Below are 21574 nucleotides of genomic sequence, written 5' to 3'. Positions count from 1 at the left end.
TGCAACAAGCCCAGAGCGCTTACGAAACCTTTGATACCGGCAAGGTGGGTGATCGTCCGGGACGACTGAGGACTGGCATGTTCCCGGCGACAGGCGTTCTCACGGGCCTGTCGCCGGGAACAGCCTACGAAGCTCCTCCTCCTAAAGGCTCTAACCAAAAATACTCTTCGGCAAATACAGTCCGACCAGCCAGTTGGGGGCGTCCACAATCTCGCTGATACGCAGGTCGGCGCACACGCTGCACAGCAGGTAAGCGTCCTGGGCGCTGAGGCCGTATTCAGCCATCATCAGTTCGATCATGTTGCGGGTGGCGTCCTGCGCGGCGGCGTACAGATCGGGGCCGATGCCGGTCGTCACCTGATAGCCCTTCTGATCGATATGCGAAGTCACCGGGCCGGGCGTGGAAAAGCGCGGCGTTCTCAGCTTCGCGGCTTTTTGCAGGGTAAAACGCAGGGTGATGTGCATGGCCGATTCAATCGCCGTGCCGCACACCTCGCCGTCGCCCTGAGCCGCGTGGGTATCGCCCACCGAGAAGAGTGCGCCCTTGACCGCGACGGGCAGGTGAAGGGTGCTGCCCGCCGTCAGATCGCGGATGTCCATGTTGCCGCCCACCGCCCTCGGCGGCACGACGCTGTGGTGGCCAGCCTCAGCGGGCGCGTTGCCGATGGTGCCGGGAAAAGGACGCACCGGCACCTGAATGCCGTGATGAAACTCCGCTGAAGTGTCGGTGTAATTCCACAGCTTGAGATACGGCTCGGAAAATTCGTCGGCCAGTAGTCCGAAACCGGGAATGATCGCCGTCCAACCGAAGCCGGAGGGCCGGAACTCCAGAATCTCGACTTGCAGGGCGTCGCCCGGCTCTGCGCCGTGAACGTACACCGGGCCAGTCACCGGATTGATCTTGGAGAAGTCCAGTGTGGTCACGTCAGCGGAGGTGGAAGACGGCGTGAACTGGCCGCCGCCGGAATCGACGACTTCAAATTCAATCGTCTCGCCGCTCTCCACCTCCAGGGCGGGCTTCAGGCTGTTGTCCCAGCCGTAATGGTGATCATGGATGGTGCATTTTGGTCTGGCGGTCATATGGCTCCTTGCCGTCGCGCTAGTGGGGTGGCTTGTGGCGTGTGGGAAGGGAGCAGGAGATATTCTGCCCCCCCTGTTCAGCGCCGACTTTATTTCACCGACAGCCGCTCGTAATTAATGAAGTGCGTCGGGTCGAGCAGGTCGTCCACGCTGCCCACCAGACGCTCAGACTTCATGGTGTAGCGCACCTCGTGAAAGACCGGCACCCACGCCGCCTGCTTGTTCATGGCGGCGAAGATGCTGGCGTATTCCTTGAGACGGGCGGCTTGCTGAGCGGGGGCCACCATTCTATCGGCTTTGTCGGCGCGGGCGTCCAGCGCCTTATCGCAGATAAATGGCCAGTTCCAGCCGCCCTGCACCGCACTTTTGCATGACAAGATCGGCCAGTAAAAATCGCTGGGGTCTGGGTAGTCCTGCGTCCAGGCCAGACCGCCTGACCAGACCATAGCCGCCGTCTTGGGCGTGCCTGCCGCGTCGATCACGCTGCTCTGGGCCAAGCTCTTGAGCTGCACCCGCACGCCGATCTGCGCCAAATCTTGCTGGATGCTCTGGGCGATACGCGGATTCGGGTCGGTGGAGGTGGTGTAGAGCGTGGTGTCGAAGCCGGACTTCAGGCCCGCCGCCGCCAGCAGCGCTTTGGCTTTGACCGGATCGTAAGCGTACCCCGCCTCAGTCTTGTCGTAGCCGGGCATCAGCGGCGGCAGCACCCCTTTGGCAATCTCGCCGCGCCCGTTGATGATGCGCAAAATCTTGGTTTTGTCAATCGCCATGTTGATGGCCTGACGCACCCGCACGTCATTGAGCGGCTTGATGCCGGTGTTGAGGCTCAGGTAGGTGGTGTTGACCGAGGTCTTGGACACCACGCTGGCCTTGAGCTTGGGATCGCGGGTAACTTGCAGAAACTGAGCAGGCGGAATGCCGTCGCCGAGCAGATCGATCTCGCCGCGCTGGAGGCTGAGGTAAGCCACACTGGGATCGAGCCCGACCTTGACGGTGACGCTGGCAAGCTGCGGCAGGTTGGGCATGAAGTAATTGGGATTGCGCTCAAAGACGAGTTGTTGACCGTTGACCCATGACTTGAGGGTAAACGGCCCAGTGCCGACGGGCTTGTGGCCGAAATCCTCCCCGGCGCTGGCAACGGCTTCCTTGGGGACGATAAAGGCGAAATTCATGGCCATGATATTGAGGAAAGCGGCGTTGGGTGCGTCCAGCGTGATCCGCAGCTTGTCAGGAGCCAGTACGGTGATGCCCGACACGGCCTTGGCCTTGCCGTCCACGAACGCCTGTGCGCCCGCGATCCCGGTATAAAAGCTCTGCCCCGGACTCTTGGTCTTCGGGTTGAGAACGCGCTCCAAGGTGTATTTCACATCGTCCGCTGTCATCACGCGCCCGTTCTGGAACTTGACGCCTTTACGCAGGGTGAAGGTATATGTCTTGCCGTCTTTGGAAACGTCTGGCATCTTGGCCGCCAGGCGCGGCGTCAGCGTCGTGGAGCCGGGTTTGTAGTCCAGCAGGGCGTCGAAGACCATCTTCTCCATCGGCCAGTTCTGGTAGTCGTAGCCCACTGCCGGATCGAGGGTGGTCACGTCGTCTTTGTAGGAGACGGTGATGTTGCCGCCCGGCGCGGCCAGAGCGCCGCCGAGCAAAAGGGTCAATCCGAGAAGCGCCGTTGTGGTCAGTGTTTTCATAATCTCTCCTTACGAGTAGCGGATGCGGGGGTCGATGACGAGCTGAACGAGGTCGGCCAGCAGGTTGGCAAGGGTGATGACGACGGCGCTGAAGATGACAACCCCCACGATGACCGGAAGATCGACCACCCGGATGGCGTCCCAGACGAGTCGCCCCAGGCCCGGCCAACCGAAGACGCTTTCCACCACCACCACCCCGCCCATGAACACGCCGATATCCAATCCGATCATGCTGATAATCGGCGGCACGGCGTTGCGCAGGGCGTGGCGAATGACCACCCGCGAGGGAGACAGGCCCTTGGCGCGGGCGGTGCGGACATAATCGCGGGCCAGCACCTCCAGCAGACTGGAGCGGATCACCCGTGCGTACCAGCCCGCGCCGCCCAGACCGAGGGTGAGGGCAGGCAAGAACAGGTGCGAGAGGCCGCCGTAGCCGCCCAGCGGAAAGAGGTTCAGGCCGTAGGCCAGCAGATACACCAAACTCAGGCCCAGCCAGAACTGCGGCGCGGAGGCTCCCAGAAAGGCGAAGCCCATCACCACCCGGTCAGGCCACCGTCCGCGCCTGAGTGCTGCCCAGATGCCCAGCGGCAGGCCGAGCAGCAACTCCAGCGCAATGGCCCCCAGCATCAGCTGAGTGGTGGGCCAGATGCGAGAGGCCAGCAACTCGCGCACGCTGGACTGCTGCTTGTAGGAGCGCCCCAGATCGCCTTGCAGCAACTTCCCGAGGTACTGCGCGTACTGGGCGGCAAACGGCTGATCTAAACCCAGTTCGCGCCGGATGCTGTTGACGGTCTGAACGCTGGCGCTCGGCCCGGCGACCAAGCGGGCTGGGTCGGCAGGCAGCAAAAAAATCAAGCTGAAGGTCATCACCGAGGCGATCAGCAGCACAAACAAGCTCTGCATCACCCGCGAGGCGGCGAACGGCAGCATCAGCCGTTCCCGTTGGGATCGAGCGCGTCGCGCAGGCCCTCGCCCAGCAGATTGAAGCCCAGCGAGGTGAGCAAAATGGCCGCGCCGGGAAACAGCACCAGCCAGGGCGCGGTGGTCAGGTAACTCTGTGACTCGTTGATGATGCCGCCCCAGCTTGGCGTCGGCGGCTGCACGCCCACGCCCAAAAAGGACAGCGTGGCTTCTAGCAGTACGGTGGTGCCGATGCCCAGCGACCCCCACACCAGCGCGGTGGGCAGCAGGTGCGGCGCGACATGCCGGAACAGAACCCGGGTGCCGGACGCGCCCACCGCCTGCGCCGCCTCCACGAATTCGCGCTCGCGTAGTGATACGACCTGCGCGTAGATGACTCGCGCCACCGCCACCCAGTTGAGCAGCGCAATCACCAAAGTCACGATCCACAAGCTGGGACGCAGGATGGCCGTCAGGGCGATGGCGAGGAGCAGCACGGGGAAGGCCATCATCACGTCGGTAAAGCGCATGATCAGGGTGCCGACCACGCCGCGCCACAGCCCGCCGAGTGCGCCCAGCAGCACGCCGATGATGACTGCCAGCCCGTTGGCCAGGACGCCTACCAGCAAGGACGCCCGTGCCCCCCAGAGCAAACGCGAGAGCAGGTCGCGCCCCAGCAGATCGGTGCCGAGCAAAAAGGTGCGGCTGGGTGACTGAGGCGCACCCTCCAGAGACAGGCCGTCAGGGAACTGGAAATTGGGATCATGCGGCGAGAGCCAGGGAGCCAGCAGCGCGGCCAGCACGATCAAAATGCAGATGACCAGTCCGGTCAGCGCGGCCCGGTCACGCGAGAAGCGCCGCCAGGCCACCGAGCGCGTTTTTGCAGCGGGCGCGGTTTTGGCGACGGGCAGCGTGATCACGCCTGAACCTGTGTGGGCGCATTTGGCTGCACAGGAGCCGGATACAGCGCCGAAGCATTTCCACGCAACAGCATCACGGCGGCTTCCTCGGCCTCGTTGGCCGTCAGATCGCCTACTCGTACGGTGTCGTCCAGCACCTCGCCCAGCATCCGGCGGCCCCAGCGAGCGCCCAGATAAAACAGCTCCGGCGTCCGCGAGGCGTCGGTGGCAAACAGGAGTTTGCTCAGCGGCGAGAGGTGCAGCGCCTCATGGACGTGTGTTCTCATGCCGTGCTGACTGAGGAAGGGAATGCTCAAGCTCAGGTCGAGGTACGCGCCGGGGTAGACGCTGGCGAGGTAGCCCGCCTCGCGGGTAAACGGGTAGCAATGCAGCATCACGATTTTGAGGCCGCGCAAATCGGGGTCTTCAAACAGGGATCGCAGATGGAGCGGATTGGCGAGGCGTAGATCGAGGTCGGGATCGCCGTAGCCGGTGTGAAACTGGACGGGCAAATCCACGTCACGCGCCACCCGCAGGGCCAGCAGCAGCGCTGTGTCCAGAAGTGGCTTGCTGGTGAGTTTTGGTGTCTCACCTGTTTTCAAGTCGCGTTTGAGGGCATCATAAGCAGCCTGCACCTCGCCCGCGTCCCACTTCTCCACCGCCAGCCCAGTGCGGTAAGCGATGACGCTCTTGAGTCCGGCCAGGGTGGGGGCGACTTGCCGCAGATGTGATTCAAACGAGTGAAGTAAGTCAGAGACGCGGTCATGTTGCCAAACCAATCCGGCCAGCACCGCTTCCAGCCGCAGGACGCGCCGGGCTTGCCAGGGGAGCAGCGAATCCGATTCGGCCACGCTCATCAACTCGCCGGTGAATAGGCCGTCGTCCAGCAGCACGGTGTCGATGTTGGCCCCCCGGATCATGCGCTGGGCCACCTCCAGATAATCCGCCGCCTGCCGCGCCGCGTCCACCGCCGTTCTCTGTGGCTCGCAGCCGTAAAACTCGGCCAGCTCGCGCAGGGAGCGGCGGTAAAAGATGCCGTGCGGGGTGTGGCGCTCAAGCACTTCGGGATCGTAAGCCTCGGTGAAGTAGCTTTCCAGTGGGGCCGTGCGCCAGCCCGCTTCGTGAAAGATGGCGTGGGCGTGGTGATCCAGAATCGGGATGTGGTCGAGGTTCAAAGCAGTCTCCTGAGCGGAAGCGAAATTAGTAAACGAAGCGGTGCATATTAAGTTCGGTGTCCTCGTCCTGAGTGGCAAAGTAGGCGGCCTCAGCGCGGCGCACCGCCGTAAACGAGCGGGCCAGATCGGGGCCGAGGGCCGCTTGAAGCAGGTCGTCTTGCTCGAAGGCAGCCAGCGCTTCCGGCAGCGATTCGGGCAGGCGCTGAATCGTCCGCTCGGCCCGCTCCGCGTCGGTGAGGCTCCCTGGCGGCATATCCAGCGGCGCTCCGGGGTCGAGTTGGCGTCTCAGGCCGTCCAGCACGCAGGCCAGCAGGCCGCCTAGGGCCAGATACGGACTGGCGCTGGCGTCGCAGGTCTTGAGCTCAAAATTGGTGCTGCCCCCGCCCGCGCCGCTCAGCAGATGGCCGCTGGCGACCCGCAGGCTGGCCTCGCGGTTGTCCAGCCCCCAGCAGGCGTAGCTGCCCGCCCACCAGCCTGGCAGCAAGCGGCGGTAAGAATTGACCGACGGCACCGTCAGGGCGCACAGACCCGGCAAATGGGTCAGCACGCCCGCGATGGATTGCCGCGCCGTCAGGGACAGGCCCAATTCGCCCTTCTGGTCGTAAAAAGTATTGACTCCGTCTCGCCACAGACTCAGGTGAATGTGACACCCGCTGCCCGCTCCGTCCCTGACCGGCTTGGCGGCAAACGAGGCCCGTAAGCCGTGCTGCCGCGCCACGCCATTCACCGCCATCTTGAACAGCACCTGACGGTCAGCGGCGGCTATCCCTTCGGCAGGCGCAATGGAAATTTCCTGCTGGCCGGGGCCGGATTCGGGATAGTACATCTCGGGGCTCAGGCCATGAGCGTCCAGTGCAGCGAGAACATCCAGCGCAAAGGCGTTAGAAGCTGAAAAGCCGTCCAGCGCTCCGTACACGCTGCTGTCCAGCGGCTCTCCATCTTTGAACAGGTAAAACTCGTTCTCAAAACTCGCCATTACCGTGAAGCCGAGTTGCTCAGCGGCCTCCACCTGGCGGCGCAGGAAGTCGCGGGGGCAATGCGCCCAAGCTTTGCCGTCCAGGGTTCGCATGTCGCTTACCATCGCCGCCGAGCCGGGCGCGTAGGGCAGGGTCACATAACTGGCCGGATCGGGCACGATTCTCACCTCACCCACCGCGCTCAGTCCGCTTTCCGGCACCACGCTGTCCACCATCATTGCCAGCGCTTGCTGACCCATGCTCAGGCCCACGCCGCGCAGCATTGCTCCCGGCAGGCTGGGGCGGGTCACGGCCTTAGCGCGGGTCAGGCCCGCATTGTCGGTCCACAGAATGCGGGTGAGTTGGACGTCTTGCTGAAGGATAGTTTCAGTGTCGATCGTCTCAGGGTCAAGGGTCATAAATGGATCGCCACCGCCCGCGCCGGGAAGCCGGAACCGCCCTTCGGGTTGGGCCAGCTGGCCAGCAGCAGTGCGCCAGTTTCAGGCACTTTATCGAGGTTGGTGAGCAGTTCCAGTTGCCAGCAGTCGCGGCCCAGGATGTAGGCCTCCAGGCTGTAATCACCGTCACGGGTGCTGGACATGCCGCCATCGGTGTCGGTGGTTTCGTGACCGACGGCCACGACGCCGCGCTCCTCTAGCAGCGCTTTCAGCACCTCGCGGCTCCAACCGGGGAAATGGGCCACGCCCTCAGCGTCCGCATTGGCCATGCGTTCCCGATCCGGCCAGCGCTGATGCCAGTCGGTTCTGAGAGCCACGAAACCGCCCTGCGGCACTCGGCCGTGTTGCTTTTCCCACGCTTCGAGGTCGGCCAAAGTGGGGCGGTAATCTGGGTCGGCCTTCACCTGCTCACTGACATTCAGCACGCACAGCGGCAGCAGCATCTCGTTGACGCTGAGTTCGGAGATGGTGCGCCCGCCCGCCACCATGTGCGAGGGCGGGTCGACGTGCGTGCCCCACTGCCCGACGAAGCCGTATTGATGAACCTCGAAGAGTGCGCCATTGGCTAAGCTCACAAAATTGCCGAACGTCTGATCGGGGAAGGCCGGGAAGCGTGGTTGGCCGGGAAAGAAGGCGTGGGTCAGATCAGTGTAGGTCGCGCCGCGAAGGTGCTGCTGATAAGCGGCCCACAGGCCCGGCAACTGCTCAGAAGAATCAGGGTTTGGGGACATAGTTGGGCGTCATCTCCGCTGCCAGGGTGAGTTCCTTGTTCTTGACACCGATCACCGTCACGCCTTTTTGCGGCACCCGCGAGCCGGGCGCGTAGGTGATGGTGCCCGTCACGGTTTTGAGGTTCTTGGTGGTGGCCAGCGCCGCCTTGATCTTGGCCGGCTCATCGCTGCCCGCCCGCTTGATGGCGTCAGCCACCAGGTAAACCGAGTCGTAGCCCAGCGCGGCAAATGCGTTTTCCGGTTCCTTGCCAAAATCCTTCTGATACCCGGCCATGAATTTCTTGACGGCGGGGGTGCTCTTGGGACTGATCAGGGCGTGGGTGGTGAAATAGACGTTGTTGGCGCTCGTGCCGCCCACCTGCACCAAGAGCGGCGTGTCGTACCCGTCGCCGCCCACGATGGGCGACAGGATGCCTGCCTGCCTGACCTGCTTGACGAGCGTACCGATGTCGTCGGGCAGGGCGGCGATATACAGAACATCGGGCTTCTGAGCCAGCGCCCGCAGCCGGGTGATCTGCGCCCCGAAGTTCTTGTCGCCGGACTTGTACGAGTCTTCCAGAGTGATTTTGCCGCCCGCTTTGAGGTAAGCGTCCTTGAAGTATTTGGCGAGCAGGGTGGTGTACTCGGCGCTGCGGTCGACCAGCAGATAAGCCGTTTTGCCCTTGAGGTTCTTGTAGGCAAATTCGGCCCCTACCGCCGCCTGCACGTTGTCGCCGAAAGGAGCCAGGAACATGGTGTCGCCGATCTGGGTGGGGAGCTGCGGTGAGGTGGCTCCCGCCGTCACGAACGGCACACCAGCTTTCTGAGCAATCGGCCCCAGCGCCAGGGCCGAGTCGGAGTCCGTGAAGCCCACGATGGCCCGTACCTTGGCGCTGCTGATGAGCTGCGAGGCGACGTTGGTGATGGTGGCGGCGTCGCTCTTGCCGTCGTAGACGACCAGTTCAAGCGGGCGGCCCAGTACGCCTCCGGCAGCGTTGATCTCCTTGATGGCCAGTTTTGCGCCGTTGGCGGCGGGCGCGTCTAGGCTGGACAGCGCTCCGGTGAGGTTGAACGCTCCGCCGATTTTGATGGGCGTTTTGCCTTGGGCCAGCGCCACCGTGAGTGGAAGGGTGGCGATTCCAGCAGTGAGCAGCCAGCGAGTAAAGTTCTTGTTCATACAGCCTCCTGTTCGGGCGAAGCGCCCTGAGACGCCTTCGATGAGTCAACGAGTTGAAGTTCGCGGTCGCCCAGCAGCCCTGACGGGCGGTAGACCATCACCAGAATGAACACCATGCCCAGCACGATCTGACTGACCCCGTAAAGCGGCGGCAGCGTGAGGGAACCGAGCGAGAAACCGCGTTCTAAGTTGCGCAGCACCTCCGAGAGCAGCGTGACCAGCACCACGCCCACGGCCGCTCCAGTGAGGCTGCCCTGCCCGCCCACCACCAGCATCGCCAGTTGCGTGACCATCAGGGCGAAGTAGAAGGTAGCCGGGGAGAAGGAGCCGAGGTAATGGGCGTAGAGTGCCCCGCCCACACCCGCAAAGAAAGCGCCGATGATAAAAGCCATCAGCCGTGTGGGCAGTACCCGGATGCCGATGCCCTGCGCCGCGATCAGGTCCTCGCGGGTGGCTCGCATGGCCCGGCCAAATGGCGAGTAGGCCACCCGCGAGAGGATCAGCAGGGTCAGCACCATCCAGCCCAGCGCCCAGGGCAAGGTGGTCGAGGTGTCGATGCCGGTAAACGTCCGCGCCCCGCGTGTAAAGCTCTCGGCATTGACCAGCACCACATTGACGATGATCAGAAAGCCCAGGGTCGCGACGCTGACATAATTGCCGTTGAGGCGCATCAGCGGCGCACCGACAATCAGTCCGACCAGAGCGCATAGCAAACCTGCGATCAGGGTAGCGGGCAGAAAACCGAGCTGAATCTGCGCCAGCCAGCCGAGGAGATCGGGCAGGTAAGCCAATTTTTTGTCCAGCGCCAGGGTGAGGATGGCGCTACTGTACGCCCCCAGCGCCACAAATCCCACGTGCCCCAGCGAGAACACCCCGGTAAAGCCGTTGGACAGCCCCAGGCTGGACACCAGCACCACGTTGACGGCCATCACGATCAGCACCCGCACGAAGTAGTCGGGCATGAATTGTGGCCCCAGCCAGGCCAGCAACGCCAGCAGAACTAGGCCCACGCCGAGCCGCCACCAACGCGTCACAGCTTGACCTCTCGGGTGACGTTGAGCAAGCCGCCGGGTCTGAGGAGCAGAAAGCCGATCAGCAAGCCGAACACGATGGCGTCGCGGTAGGGCGAGACTTCCGGCGGCAAGAAGGCCACGATCAGCACTTCCAAGGCTCCCAGCAGGTAGCCGCCCAATACCGCGCCCGGCAAGCTGCCCAGCCCGCCGATGATGGCGGCGACAAACGCCTTGAGCAGCGGCGTGAAGCCCATCAGCGGATCGACCACCCCGGCCTGCGCCGCCCACAGCACGCCCGCCAGTCCCGCGAAGGCCGAGGCCAGCATGAACGCCACCACGATGACCCGGTTGACCCTGACGCCGACGAGCTGCGCCGCGCCCAGATCCTCGGCGGCGGCCCGCATCCCCAGACCGACGGTGGTGCGGCGCATGAACCATGTCAGAAACAGCAGCGAGACGAGGGTCAGGCCCACGCTCAACACGTTGATGTTGGTAAAGGTCACGCGCCCATCGAACAGACTCCACAGTTTGGTCATCCAGTCAGGCAGCGGGAAGTTGCGCGGCGAGGCGGTAAACAGCAAAATGCCCAGATTTTCCAGAATGAACGTCAGCGCCAGACTGGTCAGCAGCATGGTCACGTCGGGTGCGCCCCGCACCGGGCGGTAAGCCACCCGCTCGATGATGACGCCCGCCAGCGCCGCAACGGCGATGCCCAGCAAGCAGGCAAGCAAGAAGCTGAGGCCAGAGGTGGTCAGCAGCACGGTGGCGAACGCTCCGATCATCATCATGTCGCCGTGTGCGAAGTTGGAAAGCCGCAGGATGCCGAAGATCAGTGACAGACCCACCGCGATCAGGGCGTAGAGGCTGCCCACGCTCAGGGCATTGACCAGTTGCTGGAACAGGTATTCAAAGCCGGTCATGCTGCGCCGCCGCCCAGGTACGCCTGCGCCACTTCCTCACTCTGGCTCAGCTCGGCGGCGCTGCCGGACAGGGCCACGCTGCCGGTTCTCAGCACGTAGGCCCGGTCGGCCAGGCCCAGCGCGGCGCGGGCGTTTTGTTCCACCAGCAGGATGGTCACGCCCGTCTCACGAAGTTCACGCAGGATCTTGAAGATTTCTTTGATGATCAGCGGAGCCACGCCCAGTGAGGGCTCGTCCAGTAGCAGCAGGCGCGGGCGGGCCATCAGGGCGCGGGCCAGCGCCAGCATCTGCTGCTCGCCGCCTGACAGCGTGCCTGCCGCCTGACTACGGCGCTCGGCCAAAATTGGAAAGAGGCTTAGCATCCGCTCGGTGTCACTTTTGATTCCTTCGCTGTCACTGCGCACGCTGGCTCCCAGCCGCAGGTTTTCCAGTACGCTCATGCCGCCGAAAACCCGCCTCCCTTCCGGGCAGTGCGCCACGCCCCGCGCCACCACCTCGGTGGGACTCAGGCCGGTGAGCGGGGAGCCGTCCAGTAAAATCTGACCGCTGGCGACTTTGATGAGGTTAGAAATGGCCCGCAGGGTGGTGGATTTGCCCGCGCCGTTGGCTCCCAGCAGTGCCACGACCTCCCCAGCGTGGAGGTGCAGACTGACGCCCCTCAGGGCACTCACCGCGCCGTAGTTGACGTACAGGTTTTGCAGAGCGAGGAGGGGCTGAGTTTGAGGCTCAGATGGCCCAGACCCAAGCGGCCCAGGCTTAAGTGGCCCAGACTCAGGCTGCATCGTCACTCCCCAGATAAGCCTCGCGCACCCGCACGCTGGCCTGTACCTCGGCGGGCGTGCCCTCGCCGATCACTTGACCCTGTGCCAGCACCTGCACCCGCTCGCACAGGTTCATGACCAAGTCCATGTCGTGTTCGATCACGATGACGGCCACGCTGTAGCGGTCACGCAGACGGCCGATGAGCTGCGCCAAAGCATGCGTTTCGCCCGCATTGAGTCCGGCGGCGGGTTCGTCCAGCATCAGTAGCGCCGGGCGGGTCGCCATCGCCCGCGCAATCTCCAAGCGGCGTCCGTCGCCGTAGGGCAAGCTGGCGGCCCGCAGATTGGCCTGATGTTCCAAGCCGGTAAGGGCCAGCAGCTCACGGGCGGTGTTCTCGGCGGCTTGCCGGGCGGCGCGGGCGGTGGGCAAGCCCAGCAGCACGCCGGGCAGCGAACTGGGGTGCCGGAGCTGGGCGGCGGCCAGCACATTTTCCAGCACGCTGAGCTGCGCAAACAGCCGGGTGCCCTGAAAGGTGCGGGCGATGCCCAGCCGGTTGACCTGAGCTGGAGGCAGATTGGTGACGGCCTGACCGCGCAGATAAACCGCTCCTGCGGTTGGTTTCAGAAAGCCGGTCACCAGATTAAACAGCGTGCTTTTACCGCTGCCGTTCGGCCCGATAATGCCCACGATCTCGCGTTCGCGTACACTGATGGCGTGATTCCTGAGCGCCCTTAAACCGCGAAAAGACTTGGCAAGGTCGCGGGTTTCCAGGAGGGGGGCGGCTGACAGCAGATCAGCTCCCATCTAGCTTGTTTCCTTGATAGGCCCAGCGCCCTTCAGCAAATAGCCTCTTGGTTGCATGCCGTAGAGTAGATGAATGTTTCTAGAAGTGCAATGACCGTCTAGACTATTTACCCAGACCGGCAAAATTGTTGATATATTTTCCCTCTTATGCGGCCTGAACGCTTAGATGAGATAGATCGGCAATTGCTCTCGGCCCTGCAACGCGACGCTGAAGTCAACCGCGCTGAGCTGGCCCGTGAGGTGGGCCTCTCACCGGCTGGGTTGCACAAGCGCTTGGCCCGCCTCAAAAGTCAGGGGTACTTTCAGCGCACGGTGGCGCTCCTGAACCGGCGCAGCTTGGGACTCGACCTGCTGGCGTTCATGCTGGTGACGTTTCGCTCCAACCTGCGCTTCGAGAACCAGGACGCCCTGCGCCGGGCGGTGGCGGACATTCCTCAGGTGCTGGAATGCTACACGCTGACCGGAACGAGTGACGCCATTCTCAAAATCTTGGTGCGCGATCAAAGTGAGCTGCGCGATTTGTTGCAGACGCTGGCGCAGGCCCAAGACGTGATCGACCGGATTCAGACCTGTGTGGTGCTGGAAGAATTCAAGAACGGCCCCGAGTTGCCGCTGCCACCATCAGAAACCAAACCGGCGGGCGAGGAGCCCGAATGATCCCGCCCCCGGTGCTGGACTTTTTCAACCAAACTGGGCCATTCCAACAACCGGGAAGGTTGCTATGCTGAGGCGAGAGGTGCAAATGACGACCACGAGACGGACTCCAGTGCTGGCGATTCACGGCGGCTGCGGCGCGATTCCCAAAGACGAATTGACCCCGGATCTCAACCGGGCTGCCCGTGACGCGCTGCGCCGGGCGCTTCAAGCGGGTTTCAGCGTCTTGACAGCGGGCGGCCCGGCCACCGACGCGGTCACAGAAGCGGTCGCGGTGATGGAAGACGACCCGGTGTTCAACGCGGGCTACGGCGCGGCCCTCAACCGGGACGGCTACCATGAGCTGGACGCCTCGGTGATGGACGGGGCAGCAGGCTTGGCGGGCGCGGTGGCCGGAGCGCGGCGCATTCGCCATCCGGTGCGGGTCGCCCGCGCACTGGCCGAGGTGGCCGATCCGCTGCTGCTGATAGGTGAGGCCGCCGACGAGTGGGCGCGGCAGCGGGGATTTGAAGTGGTGGACAACAGCTTTTTCACTACCCCTTCCCGGCGGGAGGCGCTGGAAAGAATGCTGGAGCGGGAACGTGAAGGCACGCTGGCCGCCGCCCCCGAGCGCGACAAGCACGGCACGGTGGGCGCGGCGGCGCTCGACCTGCACGGCCACTTGGCGGCAGCAACCTCCACGGGCGGCTACACTGCCAAGCCCACCGGACGCATCGGCGACTCACCGATCATCGGGGCGGGGACGTGGGCCGATGACCGCACCTGTGCGCTGTCGGGCACGGGCAAGGGGGAGTTTTTTATTCGCCGCGTGCTCGGCCACGAAATCCACGCCCGGATGCTTTATCAGGGCGCGGCGCTGAGTGAGGCCACCGACGCCATGATTCACGGTGAGATGATGGCCCTCGGCAAGCTGGGATCAGGCGGCGGAGCGGGACTGTGCGCGGTGGACAAAGACGGTAACGTCGCCCTGCCGTACAACACCGAGGGCATGTACCGGGGCTGGATCACCGCCGATGAGATCTACGTCGCCATTCACGAAGAATAGGTACGGCCAGACCCAACTCCACGTCTCGGGCTGTCCGCACCTACTGGGCCTGCCCGCTTGGTCAAAAGAAACTCTTTTTTGACCGAGCAGGCAGGCGGCAGTCAGCCTGAGTTCAGCCCTGATCGAGCGGGCGGATCAAGAGTTCGTTGACGTTCACGCGCTCCGGCTGGGTCACGGCATAGACAACGGCAGCGGCGATGTCTTCCGATTGCAGCATCTCCATGTCCTTGATGCGGCCCTCGTACATGTCTTTGGTCTGGGTATGGGTGATGTGATCGGTCAGCTCGGTGGCGACCACACCGGGTTCGATGACGGTCACGCGAATCCTATCGGCTTTGGCTTCCTGCCGCAGGCCCTCGCTGAACCCCCCCACCGCCCATTTACTGGCGCTATATCCGGCGCTCAGCGGACTGGCCCCGCGCCCCGACACCGACGAGATGTTGACGATGTGCCCGCTCTTCTGCGGCTTCATGACTTCCAGCGCGGCCTGCGAAAGGTGCATCAGCGCCGTGACGTTGAGGTTCATCATGCGCGTCAAATCGCTGGGATCGCCGCCGGAGAGCGGGCCGAGCAGCATCACGCCCGCGTTGTTCACGACGATGTCCAGGCGGCCCAGGGCTTCCACCGCCTGTTTCACGACCTCGGCTCCCTGCCCGGCCTGCGCCAGATCCGAGACAATGACAGCTACTTTGCCGCCCATGTTCTGGATCTTGCCCGCCAGTTCATCCAAGCGGTCTTTGCGCCGGGCCACCAGCGCCACCGCCGCGCCGTGTTCGGCCAGGGCCAGGGCAGTGGCTTCCCCGATGCCGCTGGAGGCTCCGGTGACGAGGGCGACTTTACCTGCGAGTTTTCCGTTTGTCTGGGTCATGTTGTTTGCTCCTTTTGAAGGTTTAAGCCGTAGAGTTCGCCGTATTTGCCGCTGAGGTAATCCAGGTAAGGTTGGGGGTCGAGGCCGCGCCCGGTCGCCCGTATCAGCAGCTCATGGGGCGTGAAGGTGCGGCCATGCTGGTAAATGTTGTCTGTGAGCCACTCGCGCAGCGGGGTGTACTCGCCGCGCAGGAGGCCAGCTTCCAGATCCGGCACCTGCTCCAGTGCCGCCGCGTAGAACTGCGAGGCCATCACGTTGCCGATGGTGTAAGTGGGAAACGAGCCGATCATCCCCGCCGACCAGTGGATGTCTTGCAACACGCCGTGTGCGTCGTCCGGCACGTCCAGACCGAGGTCGGATTTGATGCGGGCGTTCCAGGCTTCGGGCAAGTCCTTGACCGCCAGTTCGCCGCCGATGAGTTGGCGTTCCAGCTCGACCCGCAGCATGATGTGCAGGTCATACGTTAGCTCGTCGGCCTCCACCCGGATCAGGCTGGGGCGCACCGTGTTGACGGCGCGGTGAAAGGCGTCGGTGTCTACGTCCGCGAGCTGCTCGGGGAACGCCGCCTGAAGCTGAGGAAAGTGCAGCTCCCAGTAGGCCTTTGACCGCCCAATTCGGTTCTCCCACAGCCGCGACTGGCTCTCATGGGTACCGTAGCTGGCTCCACCCACGGCGTAAAGGCCCGTCAAATCACTGGTCAGCACCGTGCGGCTCAGCTCGGGGCGGACTCCCTGCTCATACATGGCGTGCCCGGTTTCGTGCAGCGTGCCGAACAGTGCGCCCGATAGGAAGTTTTCCTGAAAGCGGGTGGTGATCCGCACGTCCTGGCGGGTGAAACTGATCTCGAAGGGGTGGGCCGATTCGTCGAGCCGCCCGCGCTGGGTGTCGTAGCCGAACTTCTGCGCCAGCGTCAGGGAAACACGCTTTTGCGCGTCTGCCGGATACGAGCGGTTCAGGAACTCACTGCGCGGCTGGGGTTGCTGCTGGATAGCCTTGAGGAGCGGCACATGGTGGGCGCGGAGACGCTCGAACAGCGGCAACAGCGTCGCCACCGTGACACCCGGCTCGTAGAGGTTGAGTAGCGCGTCGTAGGGGTGGCCCTCGTAGCCCAGCGCCTCGGCCAGTTGGCGGTTCAGCTCCACCATGCGCGTCAGGGCCGGGGCGAACATACTGAAGTCATTGGCCGCCTTGGCCCGCGCCCACACGTCCTGCGCCTCGGATTTGAGCAGGGCCAGTTCGCGGGTCAGCTCGGCAGGAATGCGCCTCAGGGCCGAGACAGCGGCCAGCGCTTGCTGCGCGGCGCGGTTCTCCACGTCGTCAGTGCTGTCGTCGCCGCTGACCACTTGCGCCGCCGCCTCGTAAGCCGGATCGAGCAATTTTTCCTGCGCCAGAGCGCTGATTGTCGCCTGTTGCTGGGCACGGGCGGAACTGCCCCCTGCGGGCATCTGGGTGCGGGCGTCCCAGTTGAGCACATTCAGAACACACAACAAGTCGTTGATTTCTGCCGAGCGGCGCTGAAATTCATTCATCTTTTCTCCTGATGGCCCAGCTTCCACCACAGCTGCGCCCAAGCCTGCTGGCCCTCGGACAAGCGTGGGATGCGGAAAAATTCGTTGGGAGCGTGGATGTCCTCGTCGCCCACCGAGAAGCTAAAAAATACGGTGTCAAGGCCCAGTACGCTTTGAAAAGTCTCCAGCACCGGAATGCTGCCGCCCATGCCCACGTCCAGCGGCGGCTTGCCGTACAGCTCGGCCAGCACTTCCCGCGCCAGCGCCCCGCCGGGGTGGGCATCAGGCAGGCGGTAGGCGCGTGCGCCGTGTTCGCTGGGGTGAATATTCAGCGTCACACCGGGCGGCAGCTTGGCCTCCAGATGCTGTTTGAGCAGCTCCGCGATGCGCCCTGGCTCCTGCCCCGGCACCAGGCGGCAGGTAATTTTGGCGTGGGCCTCGCTGGGCAGCACAGTTTTGCTGCCCTCGCCAGTGTAGCCGCCCCACATCCCGTTAACTTCCAGCGTGGGCCGGTGCCACTGGCGCTCCAGGGTGGAGTAGCCGGATTCTCCGTATACGGCGGGCGCTCCGGTCTGGGTCAAGTAGTCTTCATCGGTGAAGGGCAGTTGCCGGATGCCCTCCCGCTGCTGCGGCGTCAACTCCGCAATGCCGTCGTAGAAGCCCGACACCGTCACGTGGCCAGATTCGTCGTGAAGTCCGGCGATTAGCGTCGCCAGCGCGTGCAGAGGATTGTGGACACTGCCGCCGTGCCGCCCGGAGTGCAGATCCTTGGTGGGGCCGCGCACGGTCAGTTCCAGCGCCGCCAGCCCGCGTGCGCTGACCGTCAGTGAGGGTATATCCGCACTCCACATCCCGCCGTCGGCACTCAGGACGAAATCGGCCCTGAGCCGCTCGGCGTTCTGCGCGACGAGTTCGTTCAGATGGGCGCTGCCGACTTCCTCTTCGCCCTCGAACAGAAATTTGAGGTTGAGAGGCAACTTGCCCAGCGTGGACAGATAAGCGTCCACGACCTGCACGGTCAGCAGCAGCGGCCCCTTGTCGTCGCTGACGCCTCGCCCGTACAGCCGCTCGTCCTTGACCGTGGGCGTGAACGGCGGCGTGTGCCACTTCTCCAGCGGATCGGGCGGCTGAACGTCGTAGTGACCGTAGACGAGCAGGGTGGGCGCGTCCTCGCCAGCCTCTAAATATTCGGCGTAAACGGCGGCGTGTCCGGCAGTGGGCCACAGTTCCACCGTCTTCAGTCCGGCGCGTTTCAGGCGGGTCGAGAGCCACTGCGCTGCCCGCTCCATGTCCGGTTTGTGATCCGGCTGGGCGCTGACGCTGGGGATGCTGGCGAACTCAATCAGTTCAGAGAGTGAGGCTTTGGAACGCTCACTCAACTTGTCCAGCACGTCGTTCAGGCCGCTCATTTACCGCCGTCCACGCTCAAGACTTGCCCGGTGACCCAGCCCGCCTGATCGGAGGCGAAGAACAGCACGGCGTTGGCAATGTCTTCGGGGGTGCCCAGGCGCTTCAGGGCGATGCCGTCTATCAGTTTGCGCTGACCTTCCTCGCCGTAGCTTTCCCACTGGCGCTCGGTGGTAGGATTGCTGCGGACGAACCCGGGAGCCACGTTGTTGACCGTGATTCCCCACGCGCCCAGCTCATGCGCCAACTGGCGGGTCAGGCCGATCTGGGCAGCCTTAGCGGAGGCGTACGCCTGAATACCGGTCAGGCTGATGCCCAAACCTGCGCCGCTGGAAATGTTGATGATCCGGCCCGACTTCTGGGCCTTCATATGCGGGGCCGCCGCCTGCGCGAAGAAAAAGGCCCCGTCCACGTTGACGGCAAAGATGGCCTGCCAATCCAGGGGGCTGATCTCTTCGATGGGGCGGCCCACCTGCCCGCGCACGCCGCCCGCGTTGTTGACCAGTACATCCACGCGGCCCGTCTCTGCCACGACTTCGGCCACGAAAGCTGAGACGGCCTCCGAGTCACCCACGTCCACTTTTCGGGTCTGGATTGTTAGTCTTTGTTCCTGAACCAGCCGGGCTGTCTCATCCAACCCCTCGGTGTTTACGTCGCAGGCCCACACCGCCGCGCCTTCCCTGGCGAAGGCGTGGGCAATCGTGCGCCCGAAGCCGTGGGCCGCGCCCGTGACGATGACGGTCTGGCCCGCAAATCTCTTCCCTGCTGTCATACCTGCTCCTGAAGCATCAGCCCGCGCAGATCAGTTAGATTGCCCCGGCCCAGCTCACGCGTTCCTTGCTCTATCTCGTGAATCAGCTCGATCAGGCGGGCATTTAATGGCGTGGGAACAGCGTGCTGCTCCCCGAAATGCACCACCCAGCCGAGTTGCGCGTCCACCTCCGTCGTGCGTTTGCGAACCGCCAGATCGCGCCAGATGCCGCTGTGGGTCTTGGCGCTGCGGCGGTTGAAGGCCACCATCTCGTCCAGACTCGCTTGCGCCGCCGCATCACCGGCATCCGGCAAAAAGGCCACCGGGGCAAAGCCGTTGAAGGCTTCGGGCGTGACCCCGTGCGCCAGAGCCACCCGCATGACCTCGCGGCCCAGTTCGGTGTAGAGGGCGCGGTCTTCGGGCCGTGCGAGCGCGTCGGCGATGCCGTCGTTGGTGACGGCGGTGGCAAACAGCAGTGAGCCGTAAGCGAGCTTGCTCCACAGGTAGCCGAACACGTTGGGGCTCAGGACGGCGTCAGGCTCGAAGTGCTGGAGCATGGCGTGAAGTTGCCGCGCATGCTCAGTCAACTGTCCGTCCTGCTCGCCGATGACCACCACGCCCCGCCCGCCGTACTGCACCACGCCGGGTTCCAGATAATCTGCGCCGAAGTTGACGAAGCTGCCCAGCACCTGCTCCGGCGGAATGTGTTCGTTGATGATCAGCGGATTGAGGCCGTTCTGGATGGACACCACCACGCCGCCAGGGCTGAGATGGGGTGCGAGGGCCTGAGCTGCCGCCGCCGTGTGTTGCGCCTTGGTACACAGCAAGATGGTGTCCCACTGACCTTGCAGCGTCTCCGGGGTGAAGGCGGGCGCGGCCACGTTAAACTCTCCAAACGGGCCGGTGATGCTCAGGCCGCGTTCATGGATTGCTCCAACGTGACCCGCATCCACATCCACGAAGGTCACGTCACAGCCGCCGCGCAGCAGATATGCGCCGATGGTGCCGCCTATGGCCCCAGCTCCCCAGATCAGTAAGCGTTGCGAGTCCTCCTCGCTCACTCGGCCCATCCCTTTTCCAGCAGGGCGCGGGTTTCGGCCACGGCCACGTCCCAGATGGCCTGCATATCGGCGTCGGGGCGCTGGAATTTGCCGCCGAAATTGCCCTCGCCAAGGTACTCGCGCAGCGCCGCCGGGCCGAGCAGCCGCATGTAATCGAAGTCCACGCCAGTTTTCTCCGTGTCCGGCATCTCCACGCCGTCCAGCCGTGTCCACGGAAAATTCTCCATCCAAGACGCGTGGCTGGCGTTGGAGTCGGTGGCCTGCACTTTGGCCCAGACCTGCGGCGCATTCCACCAGTTGTGAAATTTGACCTGGGTGCCGGGATGGTCGGCCATCCACTCGGCGGTGAAGCCCTGCGCCGGGGTGTTGCCGCCGTGCCCGTTGACGATCAGGATTCGTCGGAAGCCCTGCTCGTGCAGGTCGTCCAGAATGTCGCGCACGATTGCCAAATACGTCTGTACCCGGATATTGATGCTGCCCGGATAGGCCCGGAAATACGGCGTGATGCCGTAGGGCAACACGGGAAAGACCGGCACGCCCGAGTCGCCCACCGCGTCGTGCGCCAGCTTGGAGGGCAGGATGTTGTCCACGCACAGACTCAGGTGCGCGTGCTGCTCGGTGCTGCCCAGCGGCAAAATGCAGCGGTTGTCGCTCTTGAGGTACTCTTCGACCTGCATCCAGTTCATCTGTTCAATCGCGGTCATGACAGCTCCTTTTTGGGCTTATGCGGCGTCGTTTTTTGGAACGCTCGCTGCGCTTCCACGGCGGGCAGCACCAGCCCCCCGATGTCGCGAGGGTCGACGACGTGGCGGTATTCGAGGGCCGGCTTATTGGGTATCAAGGTGCGGACTCTTTCGGAGCCGGTGGCGTAAGTGGCCACGTCGCAGGCGTCCAGCACGCTCTGTAAGTCCTTGGCGTGCAGGTGAGTGGCCTGAATAGACAAGACGTGCGGCGCGAAACGTTTGACGCCGCTCAAGAAAGTGGGCAGAAATTCCTCGAAGGTCGCCACAATCGTCAGCCGGATCATCGGGTCGAGGGCCGCCAGCGCCGCTCGGGTGCGCTGCGAGGGAATGAAGCCCACCGGAATAATCTCCCGGCCCGGCAAAAGTGACCGCGTCTCATTCAGGCGGTGGGCCAGAGCCAGCACCACGTTGGCGTTTTGCGCGTCGGTGTGCGAGCGCCCGGAGCGCAAATCGTCCAGCGTGACCGCCTGCACCCGGTCTCCGGTGGGCAGCGCCGCCTGAACGTTCGCCGCGTAACTGCGGGTGGCGTCGGCAAACAAGCCCACCAGCAGCACGCTGACGCCGGTTTGCTGCGGTGGCTGTGCGCCGCGTGCGATCAGGGCGTTCATGGCCTCCCCGATCTGGCGCAGGCTGTAACCCTCGCCCTCGGCCCGCGCCAGCGTGTCCGAGAGCAGCCGGGTCAGCCGCGTCAAATCAGGGCCGGGCGGCGGCTGCGGCGTGGTGGCCACGAAGGTGCCGCGCCCGCGTGAGGTCACGATCAAGCCCAGCCCCAGCAGTTCTTTGTAGACGCCCGCCACGGTCATGTGCGCCACGCCCAGTTCCTGAGACAGTTCGCGCACGCTGGGCAGCCGTGCGCCGCGCGGGATGTCCCCGCAAGCTATGCCGTATTCCAGTTGCCCGCGCAGTTGGGTATTGACCGGCACCCCCAGACTGCGGTCGATGCCCAGCGGCCAGATAAGAGGCTCAGCGGCTCCGGAGGATGGCTCCTGCACGGG

Annotated in this window: 21 protein-coding genes; 2 read left to right on the top strand and 19 right to left on the bottom strand. The window is 64.1% G+C overall.

The annotated features are described in order from the left end of the window. Nucleotides 1-150: 150 nt before the first annotated feature. The 12 genes from EHF33_RS18505 to EHF33_RS18450 all read right to left on the bottom strand — a co-directional run bounded on the left by EHF33_RS18505 (nucleotide 151) and on the right by EHF33_RS18450 (nucleotide 12542). The gene (locus EHF33_RS18505) at nucleotides 151-1080 is read right to left on the bottom strand and encodes an acetamidase/formamidase family protein (protein WP_124874992.1); all 930 of its coding nucleotides are present in this window, start codon (nucleotides 1078-1080) and stop codon (nucleotides 151-153) included. A gap of 89 nt (nucleotides 1081-1169) precedes the next feature. After that, nucleotides 1170-2768: an ABC transporter substrate-binding protein gene (locus EHF33_RS18500; RefSeq protein WP_124874990.1), complete on the bottom strand. Its 1599-nt coding sequence runs from the start codon at nucleotides 2766-2768 to the stop codon at nucleotides 1170-1172. 9 nt (nucleotides 2769-2777) lie between these two features. Continuing rightward, nucleotides 2778-3698: an ABC transporter permease gene (locus tag EHF33_RS18495; RefSeq protein ID WP_124874988.1), complete on the bottom strand. Its 921-nt coding sequence runs from the start codon at nucleotides 3696-3698 to the stop codon at nucleotides 2778-2780. Next, nucleotides 3698-4585, bottom strand: coding sequence for an ABC transporter permease (locus EHF33_RS18490; RefSeq protein ID WP_420889985.1), 888 nt, complete (start codon nucleotides 4583-4585; stop codon nucleotides 3698-3700). The genes EHF33_RS18495 and EHF33_RS18490 overlap by 1 nt, the downstream gene beginning before the upstream one ends. Next, nucleotides 4585-5742 carry an amidohydrolase family protein gene (locus tag EHF33_RS18485; RefSeq protein WP_124874986.1) on the bottom strand — a complete coding sequence of 386 codons (1158 nt, stop codon included), beginning with the start codon at nucleotides 5740-5742 and terminating at the stop codon, nucleotides 4585-4587. Before EHF33_RS18485 ends, EHF33_RS18490 begins: the two co-directional genes overlap by 1 nt. A gap of 25 nt (nucleotides 5743-5767) precedes the next feature. Beyond that, nucleotides 5768-7117 carry a glutamine synthetase family protein gene (locus tag EHF33_RS18480; protein ID WP_124874984.1) on the bottom strand — a complete coding sequence of 450 codons (1350 nt, stop codon included), beginning with the start codon at nucleotides 7115-7117 and terminating at the stop codon, nucleotides 5768-5770. Beyond that, on the bottom strand, nucleotides 7114-7887 hold the full coding sequence (locus EHF33_RS18475) for a cyclase family protein (protein WP_124874982.1): 774 nt from the start codon (nucleotides 7885-7887) through the stop codon (nucleotides 7114-7116). The genes EHF33_RS18480 and EHF33_RS18475 overlap by 4 nt, the downstream gene beginning before the upstream one ends. Continuing rightward, a complete protein-coding gene (locus EHF33_RS18470) occupies nucleotides 7871-9043 on the bottom strand; it encodes an ABC transporter substrate-binding protein (protein ID WP_124874980.1) in 1173 nt (390 codons plus the stop codon). The genes EHF33_RS18475 and EHF33_RS18470 overlap by 17 nt, the downstream gene beginning before the upstream one ends. Then, nucleotides 9040-10077 carry a branched-chain amino acid ABC transporter permease gene (locus tag EHF33_RS18465; RefSeq protein ID WP_241191450.1) on the bottom strand — a complete coding sequence of 346 codons (1038 nt, stop codon included), beginning with the start codon at nucleotides 10075-10077 and terminating at the stop codon, nucleotides 9040-9042. Before EHF33_RS18465 ends, EHF33_RS18470 begins: the two co-directional genes overlap by 4 nt. Beyond that, entirely contained in the window at nucleotides 10074-10976 is a 903-nt protein-coding gene (locus tag EHF33_RS18460) for a branched-chain amino acid ABC transporter permease (protein ID WP_124874978.1), read from the bottom strand. Before EHF33_RS18460 ends, EHF33_RS18465 begins: the two co-directional genes overlap by 4 nt. Beyond that, nucleotides 10973-11758, bottom strand: a complete 786-nt coding sequence (locus EHF33_RS18455; RefSeq protein WP_124874976.1) for an ABC transporter ATP-binding protein — start codon at nucleotides 11756-11758, stop codon at nucleotides 10973-10975. The genes EHF33_RS18460 and EHF33_RS18455 overlap by 4 nt, the downstream gene beginning before the upstream one ends. Then, on the bottom strand, nucleotides 11748-12542 hold the full coding sequence (locus EHF33_RS18450) for an ABC transporter ATP-binding protein (RefSeq protein ID WP_124874974.1): 795 nt from the start codon (nucleotides 12540-12542) through the stop codon (nucleotides 11748-11750). Before EHF33_RS18450 ends, EHF33_RS18455 begins: the two co-directional genes overlap by 11 nt. 147 nt (nucleotides 12543-12689) lie before the next feature. Between EHF33_RS18450 and EHF33_RS18445 the strand changes: the two genes are divergently transcribed. Next, nucleotides 12690-13199 carry an Lrp/AsnC family transcriptional regulator gene (locus EHF33_RS18445; RefSeq protein WP_124874972.1) on the top strand — a complete coding sequence of 170 codons (510 nt, stop codon included), beginning with the start codon at nucleotides 12690-12692 and terminating at the stop codon, nucleotides 13197-13199. A gap of 85 nt (nucleotides 13200-13284) precedes the next feature. Continuing rightward, nucleotides 13285-14241 (top strand): isoaspartyl peptidase/L-asparaginase family protein, encoded by a 957-nt coding sequence (locus tag EHF33_RS18440; protein ID WP_124874970.1) that lies wholly within the window; start codon nucleotides 13285-13287, stop codon nucleotides 14239-14241. Between the two features lie 112 nt (nucleotides 14242-14353). Here the strand turns inward: EHF33_RS18440 and EHF33_RS18435 are convergent, their stop codons facing one another. The 7 genes from EHF33_RS18435 to EHF33_RS18405 are packed head-to-tail and all read right to left on the bottom strand — an operon-like array spanning nucleotide 14354 to nucleotide 21571. Beyond that, complete coding sequence (locus EHF33_RS18435) at nucleotides 14354-15109, bottom strand: SDR family NAD(P)-dependent oxidoreductase (RefSeq protein WP_124874968.1); 756 nt, start codon at nucleotides 15107-15109, stop codon at nucleotides 14354-14356. Then, nucleotides 15106-16638, bottom strand: a complete 1533-nt coding sequence (locus EHF33_RS18430; RefSeq protein WP_124874966.1) for a carboxypeptidase M32 — start codon at nucleotides 16636-16638, stop codon at nucleotides 15106-15108. Before EHF33_RS18430 ends, EHF33_RS18435 begins: the two co-directional genes overlap by 4 nt. Beyond that, nucleotides 16635-18026: a dipeptidase gene (locus EHF33_RS18425; protein WP_124874964.1), complete on the bottom strand. Its 1392-nt coding sequence runs from the start codon at nucleotides 18024-18026 to the stop codon at nucleotides 16635-16637. Before EHF33_RS18425 ends, EHF33_RS18430 begins: the two co-directional genes overlap by 4 nt. Further along, on the bottom strand, nucleotides 18023-18796 hold the full coding sequence (locus EHF33_RS18420) for an SDR family NAD(P)-dependent oxidoreductase (protein ID WP_124874962.1): 774 nt from the start codon (nucleotides 18794-18796) through the stop codon (nucleotides 18023-18025). Before EHF33_RS18420 ends, EHF33_RS18425 begins: the two co-directional genes overlap by 4 nt. Beyond that, the gene (locus EHF33_RS18415; RefSeq protein WP_241191449.1) at nucleotides 18793-19836 is read right to left on the bottom strand and encodes a ketopantoate reductase family protein; all 1044 of its coding nucleotides are present in this window, start codon (nucleotides 19834-19836) and stop codon (nucleotides 18793-18795) included. Before EHF33_RS18415 ends, EHF33_RS18420 begins: the two co-directional genes overlap by 4 nt. Beyond that, nucleotides 19833-20540, bottom strand: coding sequence for a creatininase family protein (locus EHF33_RS18410; RefSeq protein ID WP_241191448.1), 708 nt, complete (start codon nucleotides 20538-20540; stop codon nucleotides 19833-19835). Before EHF33_RS18410 ends, EHF33_RS18415 begins: the two co-directional genes overlap by 4 nt. Beyond that, on the bottom strand, nucleotides 20537-21571 hold the full coding sequence (locus EHF33_RS18405) for a GntR family transcriptional regulator (RefSeq protein WP_241191447.1): 1035 nt from the start codon (nucleotides 21569-21571) through the stop codon (nucleotides 20537-20539). The genes EHF33_RS18410 and EHF33_RS18405 overlap by 4 nt, the downstream gene beginning before the upstream one ends. Nucleotides 21572-21574: the final 3 nt, after the last annotated feature.

The sequence above is a fragment of the Deinococcus psychrotolerans genome (genome assembly GCF_003860465.1).
GTDB lineage: Bacteria > Deinococcota > Deinococci > Deinococcales > Deinococcaceae > Deinococcus > Deinococcus psychrotolerans.
The sequence above is the reverse complement of the archived record's forward strand: the minus strand, read 5'-3'. Positions and strand labels throughout refer to the sequence as shown.

Bases quoted from the DNA above. Each gene is read 5' to 3' on its own strand.
- EHF33_RS18460 (WP_124874978.1), bottom strand. From the start codon at position 10,976: ATGACCGGCTTTGAATACCTGTTCCAGCAACTGGTCAATGCCCTGAGC.
- EHF33_RS18470 (WP_124874980.1), bottom strand. From the start codon at position 9,043: ATGAACAAGAACTTTACTCGCTGGCTGCTCACTGCTGGAATCGCCACC.
- EHF33_RS18445 (WP_124874972.1), top strand. From the start codon at position 12,690: ATGCGGCCTGAACGCTTAGATGAGATAGATCGGCAATTGCTCTCGGCC.
- EHF33_RS18475 (WP_124874982.1), bottom strand. From the start codon at position 7,887: ATGTCCCCAAACCCTGATTCTTCTGAGCAGTTGCCGGGCCTGTGGGCC.
- EHF33_RS18450 (WP_124874974.1), bottom strand. From the start codon at position 12,542: ATGGGAGCTGATCTGCTGTCAGCCGCCCCCCTCCTGGAAACCCGCGAC.
- EHF33_RS18495 (WP_124874988.1), bottom strand. From the start codon at position 3,698: ATGCTGCCGTTCGCCGCCTCGCGGGTGATGCAGAGCTTGTTTGTGCTG.
- EHF33_RS18440 (WP_124874970.1), top strand. From the start codon at position 13,285: ATGACGACCACGAGACGGACTCCAGTGCTGGCGATTCACGGCGGCTGC.
- EHF33_RS18425 (WP_124874964.1), bottom strand. From the start codon at position 18,026: ATGAGCGGCCTGAACGACGTGCTGGACAAGTTGAGTGAGCGTTCCAAA.
- EHF33_RS18430 (WP_124874966.1), bottom strand. From the start codon at position 16,638: ATGAATGAATTTCAGCGCCGCTCGGCAGAAATCAACGACTTGTTGTGT.
- EHF33_RS18500 (WP_124874990.1), bottom strand. From the start codon at position 2,768: ATGAAAACACTGACCACAACGGCGCTTCTCGGATTGACCCTTTTGCTC.
- EHF33_RS18455 (WP_124874976.1), bottom strand. From the start codon at position 11,758: ATGCAGCCTGAGTCTGGGCCACTTAAGCCTGGGCCGCTTGGGTCTGGG.
- EHF33_RS18410 (WP_241191448.1), bottom strand. From the start codon at position 20,540: ATGACCGCGATTGAACAGATGAACTGGATGCAGGTCGAAGAGTACCTC.
- EHF33_RS18420 (WP_124874962.1), bottom strand. From the start codon at position 18,796: ATGACAGCAGGGAAGAGATTTGCGGGCCAGACCGTCATCGTCACGGGC.
- EHF33_RS18505 (WP_124874992.1), bottom strand. From the start codon at position 1,080: ATGACCGCCAGACCAAAATGCACCATCCATGATCACCATTACGGCTGG.
- EHF33_RS18480 (WP_124874984.1), bottom strand. From the start codon at position 7,117: ATGACCCTTGACCCTGAGACGATCGACACTGAAACTATCCTTCAGCAA.
- EHF33_RS18435 (WP_124874968.1), bottom strand. From the start codon at position 15,109: ATGACCCAGACAAACGGAAAACTCGCAGGTAAAGTCGCCCTCGTCACC.